The organism is Nocardioides imazamoxiresistens, assembly GCF_032378595.1.
GTDB lineage: Bacteria > Actinomycetota > Actinomycetes > Propionibacteriales > Nocardioidaceae > Nocardioides > Nocardioides imazamoxiresistens.
On the sequence record NZ_JAVYII010000001.1, the window covers coordinates 150435 to 175297 of the forward strand.

General features: G+C 65.3%; 14 protein-coding genes and 1 pseudogene. 4 read left to right on the plus strand and 11 right to left on the minus strand.

Features of this window, described 5'->3' with window-relative positions; genetic code table 11:
- Positions 1-73: 73 nt before the first annotated feature.
- The 4 genes from RDV89_RS00815 to RDV89_RS00830 form a co-directional block, all read right to left on the minus strand.
- The gene (locus RDV89_RS00815) at positions 74-1132 is read right to left on the minus strand and encodes a DUF932 domain-containing protein (RefSeq protein WP_315730549.1); all 1059 of its coding nucleotides are present in this window, start codon (positions 1130-1132) and stop codon (positions 74-76) included.
- A gap of 362 nt (positions 1133-1494) precedes the next feature.
- Complete coding sequence (locus tag RDV89_RS00820) at positions 1495-2310, minus strand: site-specific integrase (protein ID WP_315730550.1); 816 nt, start codon at positions 2308-2310, stop codon at positions 1495-1497.
- Positions 2311-2757: 447 nt separating this feature from the next.
- The gene (locus tag RDV89_RS00825; protein WP_315730551.1) at positions 2758-3636 is read right to left on the minus strand and encodes a helix-turn-helix domain-containing protein; all 879 of its coding nucleotides are present in this window, start codon (positions 3634-3636) and stop codon (positions 2758-2760) included.
- A gap of 158 nt (positions 3637-3794) precedes the next feature.
- Positions 3795-5105: a hypothetical protein gene (locus RDV89_RS00830; RefSeq protein WP_315730552.1), complete on the minus strand. Its 1311-nt coding sequence runs from the start codon at positions 5103-5105 to the stop codon at positions 3795-3797.
- 270 nt (positions 5106-5375) lie between these two features.
- Here RDV89_RS00830 and RDV89_RS00835 point away from each other — a divergent pair, with 270 nt between their 5' ends.
- Both RDV89_RS00835 and RDV89_RS00840 read left to right on the plus strand, forming a co-directional pair.
- Positions 5376-5855: a hypothetical protein gene (locus RDV89_RS00835; protein ID WP_315730553.1), complete on the plus strand. Its 480-nt coding sequence runs from the start codon at positions 5376-5378 to the stop codon at positions 5853-5855.
- A gap of 283 nt (positions 5856-6138) precedes the next feature.
- A complete protein-coding gene (locus tag RDV89_RS00840) occupies positions 6139-6435 on the plus strand; it encodes a hypothetical protein (RefSeq protein WP_315730554.1) in 297 nt (98 codons plus the stop codon).
- A 451-nt stretch (positions 6436-6886) separates the two neighbouring features.
- On the opposite strand, the gene RDV89_RS00845 is transcribed toward RDV89_RS00840, so the two are convergent.
- The 4 genes from RDV89_RS00845 to RDV89_RS00860 all read right to left on the minus strand — a co-directional run bounded on the left by RDV89_RS00845 (position 6887) and on the right by RDV89_RS00860 (position 18407).
- Positions 6887-10246 carry a Swt1 family HEPN domain-containing protein gene (locus RDV89_RS00845; RefSeq protein WP_315730555.1) on the minus strand — a complete coding sequence of 1120 codons (3360 nt, stop codon included), beginning with the start codon at positions 10244-10246 and terminating at the stop codon, positions 6887-6889.
- Between the two features lies 1 nt (position 10247).
- The gene (locus tag RDV89_RS00850; protein WP_315730556.1) at positions 10248-12089 is read right to left on the minus strand and encodes a GmrSD restriction endonuclease domain-containing protein; all 1842 of its coding nucleotides are present in this window, start codon (positions 12087-12089) and stop codon (positions 10248-10250) included.
- A 1-nt stretch (position 12090) separates the two neighbouring features.
- Complete coding sequence (locus RDV89_RS00855) at positions 12091-14862, minus strand: DUF1156 domain-containing protein (protein WP_315730557.1); 2772 nt, start codon at positions 14860-14862, stop codon at positions 12091-12093.
- 134 nt (positions 14863-14996) lie between these two features.
- Complete coding sequence (locus tag RDV89_RS00860) at positions 14997-18407, minus strand: helicase-related protein (RefSeq protein ID WP_315730558.1); 3411 nt, start codon at positions 18405-18407, stop codon at positions 14997-14999.
- A 125-nt stretch (positions 18408-18532) separates the two neighbouring features.
- On the opposite strand from RDV89_RS00860, the gene RDV89_RS00865 reads away from it, so the two are divergent.
- Entirely contained in the window at positions 18533-21151 is a 2619-nt protein-coding gene (locus RDV89_RS00865) for a DEAD/DEAH box helicase (protein WP_315730559.1), read from the plus strand.
- A gap of 8 nt (positions 21152-21159) precedes the next feature.
- Here RDV89_RS00865 and RDV89_RS00870 read toward each other — a convergent pair whose 3' ends face one another.
- The gene (locus tag RDV89_RS00870; RefSeq protein ID WP_315731526.1) at positions 21160-21477 is read right to left on the minus strand and encodes a hypothetical protein; all 318 of its coding nucleotides are present in this window, start codon (positions 21475-21477) and stop codon (positions 21160-21162) included.
- A gap of 3 nt (positions 21478-21480) precedes the next feature.
- The gene (locus RDV89_RS00875) at positions 21481-21711 is read right to left on the minus strand and encodes a hypothetical protein (protein ID WP_315731528.1); all 231 of its coding nucleotides are present in this window, start codon (positions 21709-21711) and stop codon (positions 21481-21483) included.
- 143 nt (positions 21712-21854) lie between these two features.
- Here RDV89_RS00875 and RDV89_RS00880 point away from each other — a divergent pair.
- Positions 21855-22190 (plus strand): annotated as a pseudogene (locus RDV89_RS00880) (integrase core domain-containing protein); the annotation flags it as partial.
- Positions 22191-22599: 409 nt separating this feature from the next.
- On the opposite strand, the gene RDV89_RS00885 reads toward RDV89_RS00880, so the two are convergent.
- On the minus strand, positions 22600-24837 hold the full coding sequence (locus RDV89_RS00885) for an ATP-dependent nuclease (RefSeq protein ID WP_315730561.1): 2238 nt from the start codon (positions 24835-24837) through the stop codon (positions 22600-22602).
- Between the last annotated feature and the right edge of the window lie 26 nt (positions 24838-24863).

Sequence of the window (24863 nt, forward strand, 5' to 3'; positions counted from 1 at the left end):
TGTGCCTGGAACGCAAAAAAGGGCCGGAGGAGGGAAGGTGGCTGGCGCCACCTTCCCTCCTGTCAGCTGCGAACTATGCGAGTACTGCGTGCAGGCTTTGCAGGGCCTCGGAGTCGATGCGTGCCCACTCGCCTGTCACTGCCCGGAGCATGTTTCGCTCGGGCCTGGTTGCGCCTCGCACAGTTGCGTCGTGGTGCTCGAAGGTGTTGACCGCTTGGAGTACCCCGTGGGCTGTTCCTGCCCATGGAGCGACGCGGATGTCGTGGCGGTACAGCTCGTCGAGCCTGGCGCGCTTCTTGTCGGCGATAGATCGGGCGCGCCCGGTGAGTCTCGCGCCGTGCTTGTCGACGATGGGTACGTGCCGGTCGAGGAACTTCGACCATTCGCGTTGCGACACGGTCGTCTGGCACAGCCGGTGGATCTCGGCGGCGAAGGATTCAGCGACGCTGTGGACTACCTGCAGGGCCTCTCGTGCGTCGCTGAGACGTGTCGTCGAGTGGCGCGAGTGCTTGACCTTGAAGGTGGGTCCGCGTTCGGCCAGAGCCGTCTCGCGGGTGTTGTCGCACACGACATCGGTGATGGTGCGTTTGAAGGTGGTTGCGATGGAGCCGTCGAAACTGGTCGTGGCCAACAGGTTGGGACGGAACTCGACGCCTTCGGGGGTGATGATCGATTCGGGCATCGAGACCTCCACCCATGCGATAGCGCCGCTGCGCAGCAAGCCCGCGGAACTGATTGCGAGGTCGGAGTCGAGGATGTCTGCGACCGTCGCGACCAGCCATTCGTCGTACTGGTGCATGGCGTATCCCTGGGCGAAGATGCCCATCACCTCGAAGGTGTCGTCGCGGCAGATGGCCTGCCGCTCGTTCAGGTAGGACCAACGAGCTGGGTGTCCGTTCTGGTCGAGGTGCGTCATGGTCTGCAGGTCCGCGGGCAGCTCGGTCGCGACGGGCACCGAGATGGCGTGCCAGTCGAAGAGGCGGCGTCGTACGTCCTCGACCGGGATCGGCCCGGGATAGTGGTTCGGCTCTTCGGCCTGCAGGTCGGCACGGTAGTGCCACGCCGTGCCTCGTGCGTCGGTGTTGCCGATCAGCGTGCGGGTATTGAGGTCGCTGAGTGACTCTCTGGACATGCTTCTCCTCCGAAATAGCGAAAGCCCCGGCGTGAAGCCGGGGCCGTGGATGGGTTGGGGATGTTGGGTTGGGTGGTGGGGGCGGGTGGTCTAGTAGTTCGTGACCTGCGTGGCCTCGGGTGACGGTGGTTGGGCCAGCAGGCGGTGCAGGAGGATCACGAGTGCACGCGCGCCTGCTCGTGCCGGTGGGCTTTGCACCAGCAGGTCGATGAGGCGGATCGCGGTGTCTGCGGCCGTGTCGATGAGGTCCGGTTCGTCCTGCAGTCGTGTGCGCAGTTCGTCGATAGCGCGCCTGAGCCGTCGCAGGACTTCTCTGACTTGCGTTCGAATAGTTCGGAAGCGGTTGTGGACCCTCGGTGCGCTCATGCCTGGCCCCCGAGCCCGTCAGTCAACACGCATCGCGCCAGCCGGGTCGCGGAGTGCTGGGCGGTGGTCGGCGAGATATGGCTGTAGACGTCGGCTGTGATGGTGATGGATGAATGACCTAGGCGGCGGCTGACCTCGAGCAGCGTTTCGCCCGACGACAGTCCGATGGACGCTGAGGTGTGGCGCAGATCGTGCAGGCGTATACGTGGGACGTCCATGCTTCGCTGCAGGGAGTCGAAGCGGCGCGAGACGTACGCGGGGTCGAGTTGAGTCCCGGTCGGAGTGGTGAACACCAGCGTGGGCCTTGCTCGCTCAGAGGCGGGTGGGCTGGCTGAGTTCTGTCGAGCCTCCTGTTCTTGGGTCGTCATGTGCTCGGCGAGCCAGCCACATAAGCGCGTATCGAGCGCGAGGGTGCGACCTCCTCGCTCGGACTTGGGTGGGCCGGTCACGAGTTGGCGTGCGACTTTGACGGTGGATCGTTCGACTCTGAGGCGTTGCTCGACCAGGTCCACTTCGGACCATCTCAGCGCCAGGGCCTCCCCTCGCCTGAGGCCGAGGAGGCCCAGCATCAGGAAGAGGAGCCACAGGCGGTCGTGCTGGGTTGCACGCAGGAATGTGGAGAACTCCTCGGCGGTCCAGGCGGTCGGGCGCGCTCGATGTGGGCGGGGCAGCTCAACGGTGGCCGTGGGGTTGCGCTCGATCAGGCCTCTTCGGACGGCAGTGGTCAAGGCGCTCGACAGCGTTGCGTTGATGCGTCGCAGGGTCGCTGGCGTGAGGCGGCTCCGATCGCGTCTGCCCAGCTCGGCGTACATGAGCTCGATGTGATCGGCTCGGAGCTCGGCGAGTTCGATGTGACCGAGGTGGGGCACGAGGTACCGGGTGACGTGTGCTTCGTAGGAAGCTCGGGTTGACGGACGCAGTGCCTGCTTTCCGTCGATCCACCGTCGTAGGTACGTACCGACGTCGAGGGTGCGCGTTCTGGCTGATGGGTAACGCACTTCGCGGGCGCGCGGTGGTTGTGAATTTGCGGGTGTCATCGCTGCCTCCTATGGACGCAAAAAAGCCCGTCTGCGATAACGCAGACGGGCTGGGTCGGAATTGCTGGTCGCTCGGTCAGGGCCAACTAGGGGCGCACGTCTCCCGAGCGATGAATTAATTATCGCACATTATCTATCTGTTTACCAGAATTCGCGTTCCGCGAATTCCTTACAGCATTCAGAACGCGTTTCTGGACGATCGTCGTATTTTTCGTACGCGCGTCAGTCCCGTCGGCGGGGCGAGCACATCGCCGTGCGGCGGTCGGCGGCTGCTGCGATCTCGGCGAAGGAGCGCGCACTCAGTCGCTGCAGGACGTGAGGTTCCTGCAGCCAGACACGGCCGTTGGGCAATCGGGTGCTGGGCAGGCGCTGCTCGTCGATGAGCTGGTGGACTCGAGATGGTGAGAGCCGGAGGTAGCCGGCGGCTTGCGTGGGGGTGATCCATGTTCGGCGGTCGTCGGGTGGACTGTGGTAGGCGGCGTGCCGCTTGCGGCCCCTGTCGCGGGCAGCGCGCTCCCTCTCGCGTGCGGTTGCTTCCGCCTCGACGACGGGGCGTAGAGCCTCTACGTCGCTGCGGTGGTAGCTGGGAAGGGCCTGATGCGACGGGCGTCGGCGGATAAGCCCTTGATCTGCCGCCTGGCGGATCCGGCTGGTGGTGCAGTTCAGATGTTGTGCGGCGCCGGTGAGAGTCAGCCATTGGTCTCGTGCGTGTGCGTGGTCGTTCAGTGACTCCGGATCAATCCACCAGCGTTGGTTGACCTTGCTTGCTCGGAGGTGGCCGCTGCGAATCATCTGCGCGATGCGGCCAGGCTCGACGCTGAGGGCGGCGGCTGCCTCTGCCGTGGTGAGGCCCGGCGGAGTGTCAGCTGGAACGCTGGTCGAGATCGCTCCTCGGGTGCGTGCGGCGGCCCGTCGTTCGGCGAGGGTGGCTGCACGTTGCTGTTGGAGCTGGCGTCGCTGGCGGCGGGCGTCCGTGTGCTGCCTCCACCACTGGGCGAACTGCTGGACTGAGTCCTCCTGGAGGGTGGGTCGCGCTCCCCTGCGCGGTCGGCTAAGTAGAAGCGTTCCGGGTTGTCGGCTGTGCCAGTCGATGGTGGACACCGAGCATCCTGCGACGACGGCGGCTTGTTCCTGAGTGAGCCATGTCGTCTTGTGGGGAGGCTGGGGCTGAACCCGTTCGCGCTGAGGGGCGCTGGGCTCCTGCATGGCTGCCTCCTGCCGGGGTTTGCCGGTCGCCGAGTGGGGCTTCGCCGGGGGTCTCAGGCGTGGGTCGGGGGGCGGACGACGAGGGTCCCGTCGCTGCGCCTCTCGATGTCGATGGAGACGTCTGCGGCAGGATCGGCGACGCTGAGGCCTGCGCCATTGCCTGCGCTCAGGCCTGCGTTGAGAGCGCGCAGGCGGCGGTTGCTGTCGAGCAGGTGGTCGACCTGCTTGCGGGTCATGACCTTGTCGACGAGGCGCCGCGGCGGACGGAGTTCCAGGCATGAGAGTCGCTGGAGGACTCGTGCGATGCGGGACTCGAGGTCGTCGATGCCTGTCTGGTCGCCGCGAAGGCTGCGTACGAAGTTGTCGAAGGGGTTGTCCGGGTCGTTCTGCCCGGCCTCGACGCCTTGGAGCACGATCACTCGTCGTTTGAGCGCGATGGCCAGAGCCGCGATCTCGAGGTGGGTTCGGAACTCTCCACCGTCGCTGCTGATGCCCGGGAAGGATGCCTCGAGCTCGGTGCTTTCGACGTGGTCGTCGGAGAACGCCTCGAGGGCGTCCTCCCACTTCCTCACCCTTCGCAGCGCGGTCTCGTGCGCCGTGTCGATCACATGGACGGCCGAATCGAGGCCGAGGGAGGCGCCGACCTTGCCGCGGTCCAGGAGGAGGGCGGTGGCCTTCTCGATGGCTTGGCGGCAGCCGGCGAGGTCGTTGCGTTCCTTGTCGAGGCGGTCGTCGTTCATCTTCTCCAGCAGGCCAGTGATCTTCTCGATCGCCTGGTGGCGTTGCTGATCGGCGTAGGCGCTGGCGCCGACGGCGACCGCCATGAGCACCAGTGGTGCTGCGACCGTCAAGGCGGTGCCGGTCGCTGCCGTGGTGGCGGCGGTCCCGACGGCCGTGCCAGCCGCCGTGCCGGCGGCTCCCGCGGACGCCGGCTCCACGGGGACGAAGGAGGCCTTGGCAGCGATTCCGCTCTTGCCGACGAGGTCGCCGTAGATACCGCCGCTGACCGCTCTGGACCTCATCGGCCTCACGAGGCCCTTGCCGACCTGTTCGGCCACCTTCGCGGGCACCACGAGTCGGTAGAGCACCTCGCTGGACTCTGCGATGTCGCCGACAGCCGGCACCTTCGTGGCGTGATCGGCGACGAGGCGGCTCAGCTCTCGCGCGAGCGGGCTGGTGGCGTGAAGGACGAGGCCCCCGCTCCGGTCGCTATCAGGCGGCGTCGAATGGGCCTCGAGCGTGACCAGGGGTGTTCCGGCGAGGGCGGCCAGCGCCGTGCGCATCTCGTCGAGGCGCGCTGGGGTCAGTGGTGCATCCCCTAGGGCTGCGGGCAGGGTGGTCGCTTCGGTCGTGATGGTCCACACCGGAACGGCCGCGGTTCGAGCTGATGTACTCAATGGTCCCCCTCGCTGGTGGTCGAACCGTATCGCGGCGGGTGCGCGAGCCGGGGCGCGATCGCGTTGGTGGGGCACCCGTTTGACCGTTCGGGGTCGATGCAACGACGCCGCCGTCTCCGCCGCCTGAACAAGCTGGTTGGTCGGTCGCACAGCGTCTGGCGGCGCTCACCTATTTCGCCTGTCACACCTTCAGCGAAACCGCGGCGGGATCGGTGACCAGGACGTAGCGTCCGGCTCATGCGTCGTGCCACTTCCATCTCCCTTGTCGCTCTCGCCCTGCTCGCGGGATGCGGCGGTGAAGACAGCGAATCCAGTGCGACGGAGACGGTGACCCAGACCGTGACGGCGACCGAGGAGGTCACCTCGACGGTGACGGTGACCGCGGAGCCCGAGCCGAGTCCTGCTGCTTCCGACTCCCTCGACCTGACCCCCAGCGACGGTGACATCGAAGCCGCTGCCGTCTACGTGATCCAGACCGAGTCGCAGTCGTACGCGGGCGCCTCCGACGAGCTCGTCCGTCAGGTGCTCGACCTGACCTGTTTCAGCTTGATGAGCCTCGACGGACAGACCGTCGGGGATGACCAGTTCGAGCTGGCCGAAGTCGGTCTTGACGCCGCCGGCGTGTACGAGTCCGAGTACCCGATGTTCATCCGCGCCGCGGCCGGTGGATTCTGCCCTCAGGTCCTGCCACCGGTCGTGGAGCGCTACGGATCGTGACGCAGACAAGCTCGGGGCGCTGCCGATGACGAACGCGGCAGAGCCGCCGTCAGGCCCCCCGTCGGGGCCCCCGTCGCAGCCGTCCCCCGCTCGCCAGCAGGCACGGCGTAACCGTGCCCGGGCGTGGTGGCATGCACCGGCGGTCGCAGGCCTGTGCGCCGGCGTTGTTCTCGCCCTCGGCGCGGCCGTCGCCATCGTCTGGGTCGCAACCGACGACGATCCCCAACCTTCCGCGCGGGAGACGGCGGCACCCGTAGCGACGAGTGAGCCGACCGTGGCGCGTGTGCTGCAGCCGGCCTTCGAGGCGTGCGACTCCGATGACGTCACGGAGGTGATGGACCTGGCGGACGAAGGTCGCAGCGTCCTCATCGACACGCGTTCCGAGCACGGCGCGACGCTGCCCGTCCGCTGCCTGTTCCAGGAGTTGGGAACCTCCGCGGGCCTGGTCAGTCGGGTGAGCACGACGAATGCGCTGATGGGATCGCAAGAGGCCCAAGAGGGTTCGTTCACCTACACCTGGTCGTACCACCCCGACACCGGACTCAGCATGGTCGTGACCGAACAGTCTCAGCCGGATTGAGGTGCAGCAGCACCCACCGGCCCACGGCCAATCCCCCCAGCGGCAGCGACCGGCAGTGATCGGATTCGTTATCCGATCACTCACGCTCGTCTTCGTCGCTCACGGACCGACGGTCGCACTTGTCGGAGGCTGCTCGGTTGCGGAGCGGAGGGACGTCGGTGTCGATGTCTGCAGTTTGCTGTGGACCGTCGGCAGCGAAGTCACGGCTCCGTCGAATCCTGCTCTGCCTGCCCGCGCTCCAGCTCCTGGACCCGCGTCCAGTACAAACGTCCGATTGCCTCGATCAGCCCCTCTGCGCGTGGGTTGTCACCGAACAGGTAATCGTGCAGCAGTCCCGTCCCTTGTAATGCGGGCGGAACGAGTTGAGTTGGGGGCTGGCGCCGGTTTCAACCGCCGGATTCTCACTCACAGACCGCCACGCGGTCTGGGATGACAACGTGAGCCATGCCGGTCAACTTTCCTCAAAGCCCGACTGGTCGAACTTCAGCGTCTTCGCGTTCTCGGACACTGTGCGGACGCGGCTCTCGTTGAAACCGCCGGAGTCGGTGGCCTCAATCTCGATCCGGACGGTCACGCTGGTGTTCTCGCCCGAGCGCAGGTGCGCAAGTACCTCGTCGGCGACGTTCTTGAACTCCAGCGCGATCTTGTCGGAGTTGAGCGTCTTGACCCCGTAGAACCGCGTCGGCCAGACGATGTCGACCTTCGGAGACGGGCCGGGGCCGGGCTGAGCTGCGGGCGAAGGGCCCGGACCCGGCTCAACATCAGGGCCGGGAGCCGGAACCGGCCCGGGCTCGTCAGAGCGCTGCTTCTGCGCAACGTCCGGGCGGACCAGCAGGAGCGAGTCGGTCGCGACCGGCGCGCTCTCCTTGTCCTCCGGCGTCCAAAGTCCGATGTAGCGTCCGGCCGCCTCGTCGTAGCCAGCCGCCAGTGCGAACGCGTCGGTCTGCCAGATCATCGGAAGGTCGAGGATGCCAGCGTCGAGGACAGACCGGTCGCGCAGCCGCGGCATGTACGGGTACTGCGAGTACAGCCCCCACAGCGAGCCGAGCGAGACGTGACCGTCCTTCCAGATCTGTGGCACCTTGCTGATCGCGAGCCGGATGGTCGCCGCGGCCTGGCGCGTCGACAGGTCGCCGTCGTTCCCGAGTCGACGAGACACCCGGTCTGCGAGCGAGTCGGACTGCCCTTCGACCTTGGTCTCCCGGATGAGGAACGGGGCACCGGGGTCAGGCTGGGCCGGGACGAGCGCCCAGGTGAACGTCTGGAGCAGGCGTGACGTGACCGTCTGGTCGGCCTGGGTCGCCCGCTGCGACGCCTGGTTCTTCTGGTTCTGCGTCAGATCGAGATCGGCCTCGTTCGACAGAACGTGCTTCCAGCCGAGGTAGTCGCGCGTGGCGTTGTCGAGCTCTTCGAGCCGAGCTTCGTCAGCCGCGAGATACACCAACGCATTGCGGTGCGTGCGGTTCGCGCTGCCGCGATGCTCGGTCGCCTTGTGGGCGAACTCCTTGGCGGCCGACTCCGCACCACGCTTGTGCGCGACTTTCGGGTGCAGGATGACCAGGCGTGCCTCGTCGGTGTCGGGGATGTCGGCGTTGGACTCCGGGCACACGTGTACGCCGACGAAGTCGCCCCGCTTGCGCCCCTGGTCCTGGAGCCGTCGGACGATCTCGGCCCAGACGTCTTCCTTGTGAAGTCGCTCGGCCTGGTCCTTGGCAGTGCGCGTGATGTTGGGCTGGACGTCGTACCAGTACTTGCCCGAGCCAGAGTAGAAGTACGTCGCGCGATCACCGAGCTGGGTCAGTGCGGAGTGGAAGTTGCCCGGGACATCGCCCGGGATCGCGGTGCCGAGGAACACCCGCTGCGTGCCGATGCCCTTGTGCACCGATCCGGGCGCGATGGTCGGAGCGGCACCGAAGAACACAGTCCGGGCCAGACGCTTGGTCAACGCGCGCTGACCGAAGAGCGGCTTCTCCTTATCGATCCGCGCAGGCTCGGAGTTCGAGCCATCGACGTCGGCATCGATGATCGCCTTCCAGGAGTCCTGGAGGTACTGCGTGAGCTCGGAGTTCACGTTCGACGTAGCGAGCGGGATCGAGGCGGGCATGATCATCGGCGACTGGTCTTCACCGGTCCACAGCGCGTGGATGACCGTGCTCATCAGACGCAAGACGCCTCGGGTCCGCTGGAAGCGCTCCAGCGACGACCACTCCTCGTAGAGGGTGTCGAACAGCTCGGGGTGGATCGGGTACGTCCGCTTGATCCGGTCCTCGTAGGCCGCGTCGCGGGCTTCACGTGGGAAATCGTCGGAGAACTTGCGGTACATCTCGACGTACGCCCGAGCCGTCGCGCCGATCGCTGCGAGCGCAGCAGCGTCGGGCTGCTTGAAGAGCCGCTGCTTGACGATGTGGTACGCCTCGTCGGACGACGCTGGGCGCCACTGGTCCGCCACCCGGCGCACGACGTTCTGGAGACGCTTGAGCGCTTCAAGTCCGTTCTGACCGCCGACCTCTTCAGCGTTGCCAGCGACGATCCTGTCGTTGGCGTCGCCAGTCTCCGAAGCCGGGATGGAGATGGCGAGCAGGACGCCCTTGGTGCCCTTGGCGGCCTCGGTGAGCGACTGAGCAAACGTGAACTGGTCGTCGAACGTACCGCCCGCGAGGTCGTCACGACCCACGAGCGAGCGCGCGTAAGCGACCCACTCGTCGATAAGGATGACAGCGGGTGCGTACTTGGCGAGCAGCTCGTGCAGCGCGTCGCCGGGATGCGTGCGGTCTCGGTCCGCCTTGGCCACCACCGCGTAGGCCTCGGCTCCACCGAGCTGCCAGGCAAGCTCGCCCCAGATCGTGTTGACGTGGGTGCCGTCGTCCTTGGTCACGCCGGACGGGCTGAAGTGGTTGCCGACGATGGCGACGCGGTTGACCTTGGTGGCCGCGTAGCCGTTGGCGGTCAGGAGTTCCTGGGTCTCTTGCGGGAAGTTGCCAACGGGCAGGCCGGCGGCCACATGCCACAGCGAGAGCATCGAGTGGGTCTTACCGCCACCGAAGTTGGTCTGCAGATTGATGACCGGCGAGGCGTTGTCGTCCCCGGCGAGCCGGCGGACGGCGCGCCCGATGAGATCACGCAGACCTTCCGTCAGATAGGTGCGTCGGAAGAACTCCACTGGGTCTGCGTAGTCGGAGTCGACCTCGCCGCCGGTGGCCACCTTGTAGAGGTCGGCAGCGAACTCTGAGGCGTGGAAGTTGCCGGTTGCGACGTCGTCGTGGGGCTGGAGGACCTCGCGCCAAGGGCGCAGGCCTGCGGCTTCGGGGTTGTCGACGGCCGCCTTCAGGACCTTCTTGTCGTCCTTGTCGGCGGTGACACGGCGCAGATTGAGCCGGATGCCGCGGACCTCGTCTGCTTCCTTGGCGGCGCCGATCAGCTTGAGGAGTCGCTCGCCCGTGTCGAGTGCCCGGTAGGCGTCGTCATCGGTGAAGGTCTTGTTGTGCGCCCACTCATTGCGGACCTCGCGAAGCTCGCTCGCGAAGGTCTCGCCGGTACGGCCGATGGCCTGGTTGAACGGGTACCAACCCGGCTTGAACCCGGCGGTGATGTTCCCCTCGGTAAGGATCCGGAACTGCACCTGGGGGTCCAGCGCGTCGTATGTCTTCGTCGAAGGTGCGCCGTTCTTGCTGTCCTTCGCCTGCACAAGCTTGGTCCACACGGCGCCGAGCGACGGATCGCCTTGACCGACGACGGTCGAGATGAAGTCGTCGAGTGCCGGCGCGAGCACCTGGAACATGCGGTCGATGCGGTCGCGGTTACTCAGTGCCATGTCAATCGTTCTCCGTGACGGTGTCGTCTTCGAGCTCGTCAGGTTCGAAATGAGCCGAGTCTTCCTCGGCGAAGCCTTGGTCGATGTCGCGCTGGACGTTCTTGCCGATGGCGGCCTCGACGAGCTTGCACAGGCTCTCGCGACGGGCCTTGAAGAAGGCCTCGAAGTCGTCTGCACGCAGAAGTTCAGCAGGAACGAGGTGCGTTCCCAACAGCTCGTTGAGGCGCGGCGATTCGAGCTGAGCACGCGACTCGATCACGGTCAGGTACGACGACGGCGCAGCCCCGCCGATCGTCCGGTTCGTGCGGGCGCTGATCGTCGTCTTGTTGACGATGCTCTCGCGGTGCTCGTCGTCGATGCCGGTGTCGTTGCACCACTTCTGCGGGAAGATGTGGTGGATGTCGACGGCAAGGTCGACGTACTGGACCTTGTCGAGCGCCTTGTCTTCCATCCAGTCGCGCGCACCGCCGGCCAGGATGAGCGCGGCGATGCCCTTGTACGCGGCGGCGTTCCGGGTTCGGAGTGAGTGGAGACGCGACTCGGTGAAGTTCGCGTCCTGAACCGTTCGCGGCACCGGCTTGGACTCGTCTTGAGCCCAGAACGGAACCATCTCGATGTCGCGCGCGAACCTGGTCTCGATCGCCGATCCATAGAGCTCGCCCAGGACACCGCACCAGTACCAGCGGATCAGGCGCTCGCTCACGCTGATGAGGTCGGCGTCCTTGCCGAGGACGACCTTGATCGCGGCCAGAGGCACCAGCTGCTTCGGGTACGGCACGTCACGCGGAGCGAAGATGTGCCGGTCGGCAAGGAACGTGGCAGCCCACACGAACGCCTCGCGGAGCTGGTCGCGCCACTCCAGGTAGTCCGCCAAGGTGAGTTTGAGGACGTCCTCGCGCTTGGCGGAGATCGCGGGCGGCCGGTCAGAGGTGTCCGCCAGGTTCCGCTTACGGGTGGTGAGCATCGTGATGGCCTGCAGGAAGTCGGTGTTCTCGACGGCAGCGAGGACCGGGTAGGACGACCACTTGAGCTGGGTCTCCTTCCAGTCGTCGTTCAGGCGGAAGTCCTCACCCGACTTCTCGTAGTACCCGGCGTCGCCCGCGAAGACGGCCGTCAGCAGCTCGAACACGTTCAGCGGGAGGCCGCCGATGTTGACCTTCTCAAAGACCGTGGCCACCGCGGCCTTGTCGGTGCTCTCGTCGAGCACGATCGCCGGGATGTCGTACGTCGCCGCCGGCTTGATGAACTGTTCGTGGAATCGCTTGCCGAGCTCGCGGTCCTCAAGCTCCAGAATCCAGCTCATGTAGTCGCCATACAGCAGATTGAGCGGGAAGTAGCCGTGCTCGCGCTGCTTGTCGTGGTCGCTCAGGTCCAGGACCACGTCCTTGCCGAAGTTGGTACGAACCACACCGTCCGCAGGAATGCTGATGAGCGCCTCATCCACACGGTTCGAGTCGCTCAGCGCGGTGTCCATGTGCACGAGGTAGCGGCGGTCGAGCAGCTTGCCGCGACTGTCCTTCGTCGCAACAGCGCCGTCGCCACTGAGTGCTTGAGTCAGTGAGGTCAGACGCTGTTGTCCGTCGAGCAGAAGGAACTTGGCCTCGGTTCCCGCTGCCAATCCCACGCCCTCGATCGCGCGGGGCTTGAAGCGGACCTGGGTGTTGCCGGTCTTCAGGAGCATGACCGCACCGAGCGGGTGCCCGCGCAGCACCGTGACGAGCAACTGCCGGATGCGCTCGTCTTCCCACTTGTAGCCGCGCTGGAAGTCTGGGAGCTGGATTTCACCAGATCGCGTCCAGGCCAGGTATTCGCCAAGCTCGTACATCGGCGTCAAGAAGCCCATGTCACTCGTCTCCCTCATCGAAGTCGAACGCGCCCTGCTGCGCGGTGGGCTTCTTGACCGATCGAGCGACCTCAAGGATCTCCGGCCACGTCGTGACCAGCGTGTTGAAGCTCAACGCGTCCTTCGTCCACCCGTTGCCTTCTGCGATGCGGAACAGCAGGTGCGCAAGCTCCTTGACCAGGTCAGCATCGACGGCGCCATCTGTCCGGCTCAGCGCAGCTTGCAGGAAGTCACCAGCTGGCGCGATGCCGTCCCGCTCCAGAGTCTTGACAAGGTGGTGGAGCGCCTCCCAGTTGCTGGTGTGGTCGTCCTTAAAAACGTCGTAGTCCCACGATAGATCGGCAGGCTTGATCAACTGGACGTTCCCTGCTCGGCTGGTCAGGATCTCATCGCGATCCATTACCTCAACGCTCGTGTTCCGCGCGCGCGCGAGATTGTCTGCGTCCCCGAACTTGCCGACGCCGTAGCCGTGCTGGCGATACCAGGCAATAGCGAATCGCGAAGTGGAGTCGAAATCGCCCTCCTGCTCGTTGAGCACCTGGTCGAGAATCTCGTTGATACGCGCGAGCGCCGTGCGCACGGTCATCTTGGATCCGTCGGGCTCCAGAACGGCGCTGTACCTACTGAAGACGGCCATGCCGGGCCCAATCGCGGCTTGTGGAAGGTCGACCGGAGCGATCTGACCCTGCTGAAGCTTCCTCAGCGCATCTGGCAGTTCGGCAGCCAGCGCTGCAACGAATCCCCGCCTGTCCATTGACCCAGCGTCTCTAGACCTCGGGCGCAGCGAAAGGACGATGGACGATGCGAGCGCGTTCTGTCCCTGCGCGGTCATCCGGGAGCTCGTCTCAGTCCTGAGAGGCCAGGTAGAGGTAATCTCCCAGCCCGATCGGATCATGCCCTCGAGCAGCGTTTCCCAACCGGTAGACGCTTCGCCTGTCTCGTCCGACTCGCTCTGCTTGAACGCGTAGTAGACCGTGATTGGGAACTCTGTAGAGGCGACCTCACGGGCGCGCTCAAACACTCGTCGAAAACCCTGCTCAAAGAAGTCCTTGGCGTTTCCGTTGCCGTCGTGACGGTATGGATTTGCGACCAGCTCCTCAGCCTTCGGCACCAAGAGCGTCGAAAGTAATTCTGGGTGAATGGTCCGCAGGGATCGGCGAAGCCAGACGTAGAAGAAGTCAGACAGGTCGGAGTAGCCGATGTTGTCGTAGTACGGCGGATCCGTACTGATCACCAGTCCATCGAGCGGCCTGTCGAGTGCGCTAGCTTGTGCGATAGGCCCGGCCGGGACGTCTCCGCGGCTGAACGCTTGGCTCTTGAATGCGCGAGCAGCGCCATCCAGGAGCACCTTCCAGGACCCCGATGATTCGCCGAGGGGATTCCCTTCGCCAAAGTCCCAAACCATCGGAATCGCCTGCCGCGCGAACAACTGCCTCGGGCACTCGGCATTCGGCTCCCACCGACACAAGGCATTGCCAAGGTCGGCGAGGCGGCTGACCGTCATGCCCAAGTAGGTGCTGACGGCGTCGGCATACTCTTCCGTTCCACCATCGGCGACGACGCGCTGACGCGCCTCCACCACCAGGTCGCTGAACGTCGTGAGCGTGACCAACTGCCTCTTGGTGAATAGGTCAGCGAACTCCGTCAGGCCATACGTAGGCGCCTTGAGGTCGCGCGGGTAGAAGCCCAGCGAGCCACTGATCGTGTCGTCGGGAACGACAACACCCAGCGCCAATCGCTCCTGATCCTCAGTCGGCGGGAGATATTCGCGACGCCGATTGCCCTCGACGCAGATTGCCATCAACTGCTGGCCGATCTGCCGAGCCCGTCCCTGATCACGGATATAGCTCAAGGGAACCGAGGATTGACAGGCGACGCACGTGGCCCCCGTGCGGCCAACCGTCCCGTCGGTGGCCGCCTTCGGACCGCCTGCGAGGCCGTGGCCGATCGAAAAGGCCACGCGCTTCCCGCTCGGATGAGTCGGGTCGGATACAACCGACGGGACCGCGTACGCCTCCTTCCCCTTCTTCTTACCAAGCCACCATGACCGAACAAGCGGTAGGTCGATCGCGCAGGCCGGGTTCGGGCACGACACGGTCCGCGTCCAGATCCAGGCGATGACTCGCGCCGATCGACCGTCGCTCGTGACCGCCGTCGGGTACAGGTCCGAGAGGCGCGAACGTGCCTGCTCAAGCATCCAGTCGCCATACGCACGGACGTCCGCCGCGAGCCCGTCCGTTCCAGACCAGCCCATTCGCGAGTCGGCGACACCCGGGAAAACGGGGGCTCGTCCGCCAACGAGCGGCGGCATCTCAACCAGAGCCTTGTTGATCAACACCGCCACCGGATTCAGGTCCGACGCGTGCGCCTGGAGTCCGAGTCGCTGCGCTTCGAGCGGGATTGTTCCGCCGCCAGCGAAGGGGTCGAGTACCGGCGGCGGGTTACCACCTGTGGCGCGCACAATCTCGGCGCGCGCCTCGGCCAGCAATCCGGCATCACTGACATTCTCCCAGACAACAAGCCGCTCGATGATCGAGTGGAGGCGCTCGCGCTCCTGGCGCTGTAGATCCTCTGTCGGAAACTCGTCAGGACGCGACGACGGGTCATCAATGAGCTGCGCGAACAGGACGGCCCGGGCAGCCGCAAGCGGCCGGCGCGCCCACCACAGGTGCAACGTCGACGGATGGCCGTGCCGGATCGACTTCTCCCGGGCGGACTCCCGGTTGATGGCTTCCAGCGGCAGAGCCACCTCGATCAGCTTGCGCTTGTGCACTAGTTCCTCGACCCTTCATGCCCGAGATGACGGGCGAACCTCACCGACGATGCGGCGCGTGATGTGTGCATGAACTTACCGTTGGGGCCCGACGCTTTGGGTGGAACGGGAGTGAATGGTGGGGCCCGCGGGCGTCAGAAAGGTGCTGTTCCCTTGGCCCAGGTCTTGTCCCAGTCGCCGCGGATGCCGGTGGCCTCGAAGTCTCCGAGGTCGGTCGTCGCGAATGGGTCTCCGAGGTAGCGGACCTCGTCGTGCTGCGCGCCGCGCTGGTCGACCCGGACCAGCGCGAGCCGGTAGCGCGGCACGGCGTTCTTGCCAGTCATGACCTCGTTATGAGTGACGAAGAAGTCCTTCGAGCCCTCGATCCGCGCCTTGACCTCGATCCGGTACGTGTCGCCGTTGGTATCGGTGGACAGGATGTCGAAGCCCTTGTTGTTGAACGCCTGCTCAACGGGCTTGCGGCCGAGTTCACGCTCACGGGCGAGGACGAGGTCGACGCCGCGGCGCTCGACTGCCTTGGTCTCCTTCGCGTGGATCGGTGCGGTCGCCGGGATCTCGCCTTCAAGCATCCCGATGGGCAGCACCAGTGCCGCGGTGACGATGTGCGGCGGCTTGGTCGACATGAGCTGCTGCTGGTCGAGCAGCGCGAGGCGCTTGCGGAGCCGTGAGTCGAGTTCGACGGCCTTTCGGTTGAGGCTGTCGGAGGACTCCTTCGGCTTCTCGCCCTTCTGTTCCTTCTCCGATGCGACGGCGGCGTCGAGCAGGAGTCGTTCGCTTTCGGCGCTCAAGCGCTTGGTGACCAGGTCGCGCGCCTTGGTCAGTTCGTTGAGGCGCCGCGGCTGGACTTCGGCGAGGTACTCGGGCAGCTGATTGGCGATGATCCAGCTCGTCGCCTTGTCTTCGGCGTCGCCGAGCCAGCTCAGACGCCTGGCGGCGTCCGTTGCCGGGCCGGGCGGTGCTGCGACGCAATCCAGGTACGGTGCCGGCCCGGCGGGGCTGACGGTGCCGAAGCTGTCGACGTAGGCGTAACCGAATCGTCTGGCCACCGATTCGCCGGTCGCATCGGCGACCTCTTCGATGACGCCGACGAGGAGCTGCGGCTCCTCCAGAGTGGACGAAACGAGGACGGTGCCCTGGTTGAGAGCTCCACCGAAGTTGCGGATGGCTTCGCTCATGACCGCGTCATGGAGCGGGTGCCCGGGCGCGAGCAGGTCCGCGCGGGTGAGGTCGTCGGGCTGGACGTGGCTGAGGTCGAAGGTGACCCGGTCGTACTTGGTGGCGATTGGGCCGGTGCCGGCCGAGCGGATGTGCTGGGGCACGTTGGCGATCTCGTAGCGCCCCTGTTCGCGCTTGACGATGCGTCCGCCGAGCTTGGTGAAGGCTGCCTTGAAGGCGAGCTCGATGTAGTGCGGCTGCAGTCGGCGTGCGCGGGCCTCGTCCATCGCGGCTCGGAGCGCGTGCAGGTCGGCATCGGCAAGGTGGTCGGATGCGAGGGCACGCTCGTCGAGCAAGTCCTTGAGCCCGTCGCCCACGGATGCGTCGATGACCTCGTGCATCTTCGCCTTCACATCGGCCCGCTCGCCGTACTGGATGGCGTCCAGGAGCAGGTTGCGCAGCGGTGTCTCGGTGAACGCTTCGCCGAGGACGTCGAAGACCTTGCCGCCGTAGGTCTCACGCATCTGGTCGAGCTTCTCCAGCAGACGGGTGAACACCTCGCCCTCGCGCGTGTTGGAGGCGACCAGGTTCCAGAGGCGGCAGACCTCTTCCTGGCCGATGCGGTGGACGCGACCGAAGCGCTGCTCGATGCGGTTGGGGTTCCACGGGAGGTCGTAGTTGACCATCAGGTGCGCGGCCTGGAGGTTGAGACCCTCACCTGCCGCATCGGTAGCCAGCAGGATCTGGCAGTCGCGGTTCTTGGTGAACTCCTCAGTGATCTGCCGCCGCTCGGCACGGCGGACACCACCGTGGATGGCGCGGACCGCGTCCGGCTTGCCGAGAAGGGAGCCGATCTTGCCCTGGAGGTAGTCGAGGGTGTCTCGGTGCTCGGTGAAGATGATGAACTTCCGCGGCCAGCCGTTGGCGTCGGTGACCAGCGCGTTGTCCTGGAGGATGGTGGACAGCTCGGTCCACTTGCGGTCGGTGCCGGCCTCGCGCACGAGCCGTGCCGTCTTGACGAGCTCGCCGAGTTCGATGAGTTCGGCGTTGAGCTCCTCGACGGTTTGGGCCGCCGTGGCGGCGTCGAGCAGTTCTTCTTCGGCCGCCTCGATCTCTTCGGCGTTGAACTCGTCGTCGTCGATCTCACGCAGGTCGATGTCGGGCTCGACCTCGCGGTAGGTGCCGTTGAGGATCTCCTGCTTCTTGCGCTCCAGCCGCTCGGTACGTCGAACGAGGCTCTTGTAGATCGCCTCAGGGCTTGAGGCGAGGCGGCGCTGCAGGACGGTAAGGGCGAAGCCGACGGTGTTCTTGCGCTTGCCGCCGATGCGTTCGGCGCGGTTCATGCCCTCGCGGACGTAGTGGGTGACGTCCTCGTAGAGGTCGTACTCCAGCGCTGTGAGTTCGTACGGGACGGTTTCGGCGATGCGCTCGGGGAAGAGCTTCTTGCCCTCAAAGGTCAGGAGGTCTTCCTTGACCATGCGGCGCATGATGCCGCTGACGTCGGCGCTCTTCTTCTGCTTGCCCTCGAACCGGTCGCGGTCGAGCAGGGTGAGGAAGAGCTGGAAGTCCTCCTCCTTGCCCGAGTGCGGCGTTGCGGTCATCAGGAGCAGATGGCGGGTGATTTGGCCGAGCATCTCGCCGAGCAGGAAGCGCTTCGTCTTCCGCAGCTCGCCCCCGAAGTAGTGAGCGCCCATGCGGTGGGCCTCATCGACGATTATCAGGTCCCACTCGGTCTCCTTGAGCTGGGCCTGAAGCCGCTCATTGCGCGACAACTGGTCCATGCGCGCGATCAGCAGCGGGTTGGTCTCAAACACGTTGAAGTTGACCTGGGCGTCAATCAGTTGGTTCGTGAGCAGGTCGAACCGGAGGCCGAACTTGAAGAACAGCTCGTCCTGCCACTGCTCGACCAGTCCGCCAGGCGCAATGATCAGGCACTGCTTCACGTCGTCGCGAAGCAGCAGCTCTTTGATGTAGAGGCCGGCCATGATCGTCTTGCCGGCACCGGGGTCGTCGGCCAGGAGGAACCGGAGCGGGGTGCGCGGCAACAGTTCGCCGTACACGGCGCGGATCTGGTGCGGCAGCGGCTGTACGTCGCTCGTCGCGACGGCGAGCATCGGGTCGAACAGTCCGGCCAGCGAGATCCGCTGCGCCTCCGCGACGAGTTTGAAGTCGCTGGCCGCAGCGTCGAAGTCTCGGCTTCCGCTCTGGGCGATTGAGAGCTTGTCCTGGTCCTTGCGGAACACGACCTGCTGCCCGAGACCGCCGCCGGAGTTCTTGTAGGTCAGTTCGAGCGCGTCCGTGCCGTGCCACTGGGCGGCGATGACCGTGATGACCTCGGCGGGGATGAGCCCATCGATTCGCAGACCGGGCTTCAGCTCTTCAAGCTGCACGATGGACCTCCTGGTTGACAGCCTGCGGACGCTACTGGGCAGGGCCGACAGTTTTCCGGATCCCGCCGATTCCGTCGGCGGTCCTTACTAATCTTCGCAAGGATCACATCGAGTCAGCAGGGGACATGGAACGAGAAGAGCGTCAGCGCCTCAAGAGCGTTGCCGAAGAGGTCACCGGGTGGGCGAAGCGAGCGGCGAAGCTCGCGAAGGAGCGACAGCAGATCGCGGACGAGCGCCGGGCTGCAGTCGATGCCCTCATGGCCCGCTTGATGCCTGTCTCGGGCCAGCGTGGCGTCGCCTGGCGGACGCTCTCTCTGACTCCTGGCGACAGTGACCTCGTCACCGCAATGGCGCGCGGCCACCAGATGCCCACGTACTCCCCCGACGCCGCCCGAGCGACCGAGGAGATGGGCGGCGACGGCTTCGCCCGCGCGATGACAGACGCGAAATCGGTGCTCGGCGCGCGGCGCATGTTCTCCAGTAAGGACAAGAAGGACACCGGCGTCAGAGCGGCTGAGTGGATCTCCGGGTTTCACTCCTGGCTGGGCGCCACGAACTTCGCAAGCGAGCTGGAACGCCTCGAAGGCTGGGACAAGAAGTCGGTTCCCGCGATCGGGACGTCCGCACTCTTGACGGACCAGGCGGGCTTCGCATCGTTTCTGGCGAACGGGTCCGAGCTCATGGATCGACACGCGTTCGACTCGGCCGCCTCAGCTACGACCGCGATCGATCGAGCCCTGCAACGCGAAGGCGACTTTCGTTCCGCGGTCACCAATGCCGGCAGTGCTGTCCGCCAGGCCGAGGCACGCAAGCTCGTCTCCGAAATGCCTGTCGAGCGGCTCAAGGACGCCACCAACGGCCAGGTACGGATCAGCGCACTCACGTCTGCCGGCATCAAGAACGTTCAGCAGGTTCTGGACCAAGGTGGCCGGATTCTCGCTCTTCCAGGAGTTGGCGAGACGACCTGCAACCGCATGGTTGGTGCTGCCCGCACGATCTGGCAGACCACCGTCGATGAGATGCCCGTGCGGATCGACATCAGGAACCGTTCGTCAGCCGCGACGGACTTCCTCAAGGCCATGCGCGCCTGGGACACCGCACGGTCGATCAAGAGCGCCACGTCCGACCTCGAGGCTGCGCAGGCGCTCCAGCCGATCATTTCGGCATTGAATCCGAGCGTCTCGCACGTCGCCGTCGTTCCCGAAGGTCGCTCGGTCAAGGATCTCCGGTCAGCGATCGCAGCCGTCGAACACCGTGCTTCTCTCCTCGCTGGCACCGGTGGCTCAGCGGCCGGCGACCCATGGGACGACTTCGTCAGTCGACCGGCCGACTACTTCGCGATGCTGTCGGAGCTCGGCTTCCTCTCCGATGACGAGGAGAAGAGTCAGGGCGACCTGCCGACTGAGATCGTCGACGCGATCCGCGAGCTCAAGTTCGATACGACTCACCTCAAAGCATCGCTGCGCGGCTACCAGTCCTTCGGCGCCCGCTTCGCCGTCGTGCAGCGCAAGGTGATCATCGGCGACGAGATGGGTCTCGGAAAGACGGTGGAGTCCCTCGCCGTCCTCACCCATCTCCGCGCCAAGGGCGCCCACCACTTCCTCGTCATTTGCCCAGCAGCGGTCGTCACGAACTGGGTCCGCGAGGTCGGCACCAAATCCCATCTGCGTGCCCACCGACTCCACGGCCCCGGGCGCGACGGCTCGCTCACTTCGTGGATTCGCAACGGCGGGGTGGCTGTGACGACGTACGACAGCCTCGGCTGGCTGGACGGCCAGATACCTGGACGTGCGAAGCCCGCATGCCTCGTGTTTGACGAGGCCCACTACATCAAGAACCCCGATGCCCAGCGCACACGACGATCCCTCCAACTCATCCGAGCCAGCGATCGGACGATCCTGCTCACTGGCACGCCGTTGGAAAACCGGATCGAGGAGTTCCGCAACCTCGTCGGCTATCTCCGCCCTGATCTGATGGTGCGCGCCACCGAGTTTGCTCCACGCCAGTTCCGTAAAGAAGTCGCTCCGGCTTACCTCCGCCGCAACCAGGAAGACGTCCTTACCGAGCTCCCTGAGCTGGTCGAGGTTGATGAATGGATGCCAATGTCGGCGGCAGACGAACAGCACTATCGCGCCGCAGTCATGGATGGGAACTTCATGGCCATGCGCCAGGCCGCTCTACGCGCCGGCTCCAGCTCCCAGAAGATGCAGCGGCTCATGGACATCGTCGAGGAGGCCGAGGACAACGAGCGCCGAGTGCTCGTCTTCTCGCACTTCCGAGGCGTCCTCGATGACATCGCGTCCCTGCTCCCCGGCAGGGTCTTCGGACCACTCACCGGCTCGGTCCCAGCTGCGAAGCGTCAGCAGATGGTCGACGAGTTCTCGCGCGCGGGCCATGGCGCCGTGCTCGTTGCCCAGATCGTCGCCGGCGGAGTCGGCCTCAACATCCAGGCTGCGTCTGTCGTGGTGATCTGCGAGCCACAGCTCAAGCCGACGACCGAGTGGCAGGCAATCGCACGCTCGCGCCGGATGGGGCAGCTCGAGTCCGTACAGGTCCACCGACTCCTGTCCGAGGAAGGCGTCGACCAGCGTGTCACGGAGATCCTCGCGCGAAAGAGCGAGCTGTTCGCCGAGTTCGCCCGCGTCTCCGAGACCGCGGACAGCGCGCCCGAGGCGTTCGACATCAGCGACGCGGAAGTCGCACGGGAGATCGTCGCTGCCGAGCGTGAGCGCCTACTCGCCTAAACGGGGACTCAGAGGCGGTCGATCCAAGTATCGTCCTCGCGGTCATCCCACTGCGAGGTGGCGCTTCGACCGGCCGAAGGCTGCTGACCGAGGCGTGACAACACCTGAAGACCTTCATCGAGGGTGAGGGCGCGCAGCGACTCCACGGCACGTCCGGCGGCCGATTCAATGGCCTGCTGCCGGTCAGCCATGGACGTCAGGCCACGGGCGTCGAGGGCCCTGCGCAGAAGGTCAACCTGCCAGTCTGCGATTGGAGTCGGCGTCTTCGGAGCGTCGACCGGCGCTGGTCTCGGGTCGTCGCCGAAGAGGGAGAGATCGTCGGACACAGGTCAACTGTAGGAAGCGGCAGGGCGCCGGTCGTTCCGGCGTCCGACCGTTCCCCTGGCGGCGAGGCCGACCCAGCGGAGCAGCACCGCGATCGCTAGCAAACCGATCTTGATCGCGTCCCATGCGAGGACGAGGACGAGGAGGTTCAGCCAGCCGGGTGCGCCGCGGGTGACGGCCTCGGCGGCCAGATGCTTCGGCGAGGGCCTCGCCGAGCAGGCGTGCAGGGTCGACAATGTGCGGAGCGGTCATCGTGATGACTCCGTTCGAGTGAGCTGTAGGAGGTGAACTCGAAGGATCGCGCGGTGGCCGCGTCTACGTCTGACGTACACGCCGGCGACGATCTCGGCGACCGCGCTACACCACTATCGGGGACTCGACTGACAAGGGCGTCCAGTACCTCGCAGTGCGCTACACCCAGCGACTGGCCGAGGCCGGTGCTGTCGCGTCGGTGGGGTCGACGGGCGACTCGTATGACAACGCCCTGGCCGAGGCGTTCAACTCGCTATTCAAGGCCGAACTCGTCCGCAACAAGGGGCCGTGGAAGAACATCGACGACCTCGAGATCGCGGTCGCCGAGTACATCGACTGGTTCAACCATCGACGTCTGCACGGCGAGATCGGGCTCGTCCCACCGGTCGAGTTCGAGGACGACTACTACCGGCACAACCCTGCGCCGACTACCGTCAGCGCGTCACTTCAGAGCCTCCACTGAACCCGGCACGCGACAGGGAGAAGGCGAGACCGGCGACTATGTGTGGGAGCCGGCCGAACTTTGGGCGCAGCTAGCCAGGATGGGGCGCCATGCGGCCGTCGCGTGGGCCGGACCATTGAGGGTGCCAGGGCGTGCGTCCGCGTGGCGATCGGATCTGATGTCCGATCGCTCCACTGCACGCTACGCGGATTTGCGACGGTCCGGCAACGAGGTGCTCGCGCCCTCGGTGCAGCGAATTCTGGTCTCGACACCCGCAGCTCGAAGCGTCGTCGTCCGTTGCTCTCGCCGCAATCTCGCGATGGCCTTGGCGCGTTGAAGCTCGACCACAACTTCGCGCGGCAAGGGCGGAGCCAACGACTGCTAGGAAACGGAACGTGGGTCGCCCGCGTTGCACGAGGGGCGATCCGTCTCATGCATGGGCTAGGAACTCGTTGATCGTTCTGACGACCTCGCCTGCTGGCGATAGCTGCTGCTCCTGCATGACGGACAGGAAGGCCCTGACGTCCGGAGTTTTCATGCCTATCCCGAACTGTTCTTCGAGCCAGGGTTTGAACGGCGGGCGGCTCCGCCGGCCGGCGAATCGCTCGAGGATCTTCGCCCAGCCGGGGAAGTTGGGATGAGATGAGCGGATTGCTGCTTCGCTGATGTAACACACGATGTCGGGACGCCGCAGACCGATGACGTCAATGCGTCGCCCTCTGGACCGGCACGCTTTCTTTAGTTCACGGACCGCCTTTTCCTCGTTCGTCAGGTTGCGCAGCGCGTTGTTCGAGATGCGGTCGGCCCGAGAGTAGTCGAGCATCACTGTGACGGGCACGTCGAGGTACCGATCAATGAAATCGAGTTCGGCTGTCGCCAGCAAGTTTGACGTGCCATGCATCCTGATGACTGCGACCCGCTGCTCGCGTAGCTCCAACCCGAAATTTGCCTCCAGGAACAGTTGATCGTGCAGACCTTCCACGATGAGGATGTGACCGATTCCAGACAGCAATTCGCCTCGGGTGAGACCAAGGTCGGACGCGATCGGGGACCCAGCACCCGCAGGGATGGATGGCACCTGTTGAAGCTGTCCGCCTGTCAGACGAAACGTGGTCCAGTCGGGAAGGTCAAGGAATGTGGGGCTATGACTGGCGATGACCACGTTCTGGCCTCCGCGTCGCAAAGACTCAAGCGCCCGAGCGACCGAGTTCTGGGCACCGACGTGGAGATGCGCCTCGGGCTCGTCGAAGACACGGATCACCACCTTCTCCTCGAAGTGTCGTAGTTCCGGCAGCAGCGCCTCGAAGACTGCACGTCGGGTCACCGTCGGATTGCTGCCAGCGACCTCTCTGGACGCTTTGACGAGCGCTGGCTCGAGCTCTTGCAGTAGGCGATCGATGGCCGCGTTTGACCATGAGAAGTCTCGTTCTGCCTCAACTACGACGTCACTCGCCCGTGCAAGCGCGTCGAACACGACTTCGTCCTCTAGGTTGTTGGCGGCTCGTCCAAACAAGGTCAACCGCATCCGAAGTTGCTCGACTACTCCCATCGCCGACGCGAGGGCCTCATCCATCCAGCGACGCTGGCCGGCCGACAGGTTGCCGAGTTTGCTCCCGTCGACTTCACCGAGTTCCACGCGTTGACCGTCCGGGTGCTCGACGCCGAACCTCCAGTCCGCGTTCGAACCGCCGTAACTTTCGATGTACAGCGATGGCTGGGTCAGTGAGAGTTCCGTATTGACGTGTCTCGCAACCACCTCATGCAACCACCACTGCATATCCGACATCGAGATTGGTGTAGTGACTGGTAGACGATCCTCCATAACCTGGATCAGCGGACCGCTGGCCGCCAAGGCCTCGTCGAACGCGCGCTCAAGTCTGGGAACTCTGAACTCGCCGGGCGGGGGGAGCCGCTGGACCCGGCATGGGACCTGGTTGGTGAGCGGTAGTTCTACTAGAGCTTGGAGGTCTGGGAGGCCAGCGACGGGTTCTCCAGCCACGGCGAAGGCCGGAGACGCGTTAGATGCATCGGCCAGGTCGATTCGGGTTGAGCCGACCCGGGTCAGCAGAGTTCGTCTGTACAGACGCTCGTAGGTGGGCGATCCGCTCGCGACGAAGTCCTCGTTCGCCCCGCAAAGATGGCACATGCCGCCGCTACCGACACCGCAGTGTGGACAAACCCAAGGCGCATCCGTTTGTTCTTTGAGAGCCACCAGCGTGTATTGGATGAGTGGACGCGCTGACGCCGCCAAGCAGGCGATCTTGACCTCATCGGGCAACTCCCAGGCGGCAACGGCCTCAGCGAAGGTCAGACCGTGGGCGACGCCCTCCCGGCGCCACCACATCTGGTCTCTCCTCACCTGGGCGAGAGCCGGCTGCGCCGCCATGACCTCGTCATCGAAGTCGGCGGGCTCGCCTGGGAGACCGTTGCTGTCGTTTGCGACGATCAACGACGCACCCTGGATGGCGGCCAGATTAGCCCGATCCCGCATGGCCGCGACGCTTTCGTCCGATCCTGCGAGCAGCGTCAGTGCCTCGAGCACGTTGCTCTTACCGGCGCCGTTGGCTCCTACAAGCGCAAATGCGTCATGCCAAGGGATCCAGACGTCGACCAGATTTTTATAAGCGGGGATGTGCACTCCGAGAATCTGGATCTCGTCGTCCGACATATATGCGCCTCCGTCTGATCGGCCAC

Coding starts and splice junctions, on each gene's coding strand:
- RDV89_RS00815 (WP_315730549.1), bottom strand. CDS start 1,132: ATGTCCAGAGAGTCACTCAGCGACCTCAATACCCGCACGCTGATCGGC.
- RDV89_RS00820 (WP_315730550.1), bottom strand. CDS start 2,310: ATGTACGCCGAGCTGGGCAGACGCGATCGGAGCCGCCTCACGCCAGCG.
- RDV89_RS00835 (WP_315730553.1), top strand. CDS start 5,376: ATGCGTCGTGCCACTTCCATCTCCCTTGTCGCTCTCGCCCTGCTCGCG.
- RDV89_RS00845 (WP_315730555.1), bottom strand. CDS start 10,246: ATGGCACTGAGTAACCGCGACCGCATCGACCGCATGTTCCAGGTGCTC.
- RDV89_RS00850 (WP_315730556.1), bottom strand. CDS start 12,089: ATGGGCTTCTTGACGCCGATGTACGAGCTTGGCGAATACCTGGCCTGG.
- RDV89_RS00865 (WP_315730559.1), top strand. CDS start 18,533: ATGGAACGAGAAGAGCGTCAGCGCCTCAAGAGCGTTGCCGAAGAGGTC.
- RDV89_RS00885 (WP_315730561.1), bottom strand. CDS start 24,837: ATGTCGGACGACGAGATCCAGATTCTCGGAGTGCACATCCCCGCTTAT.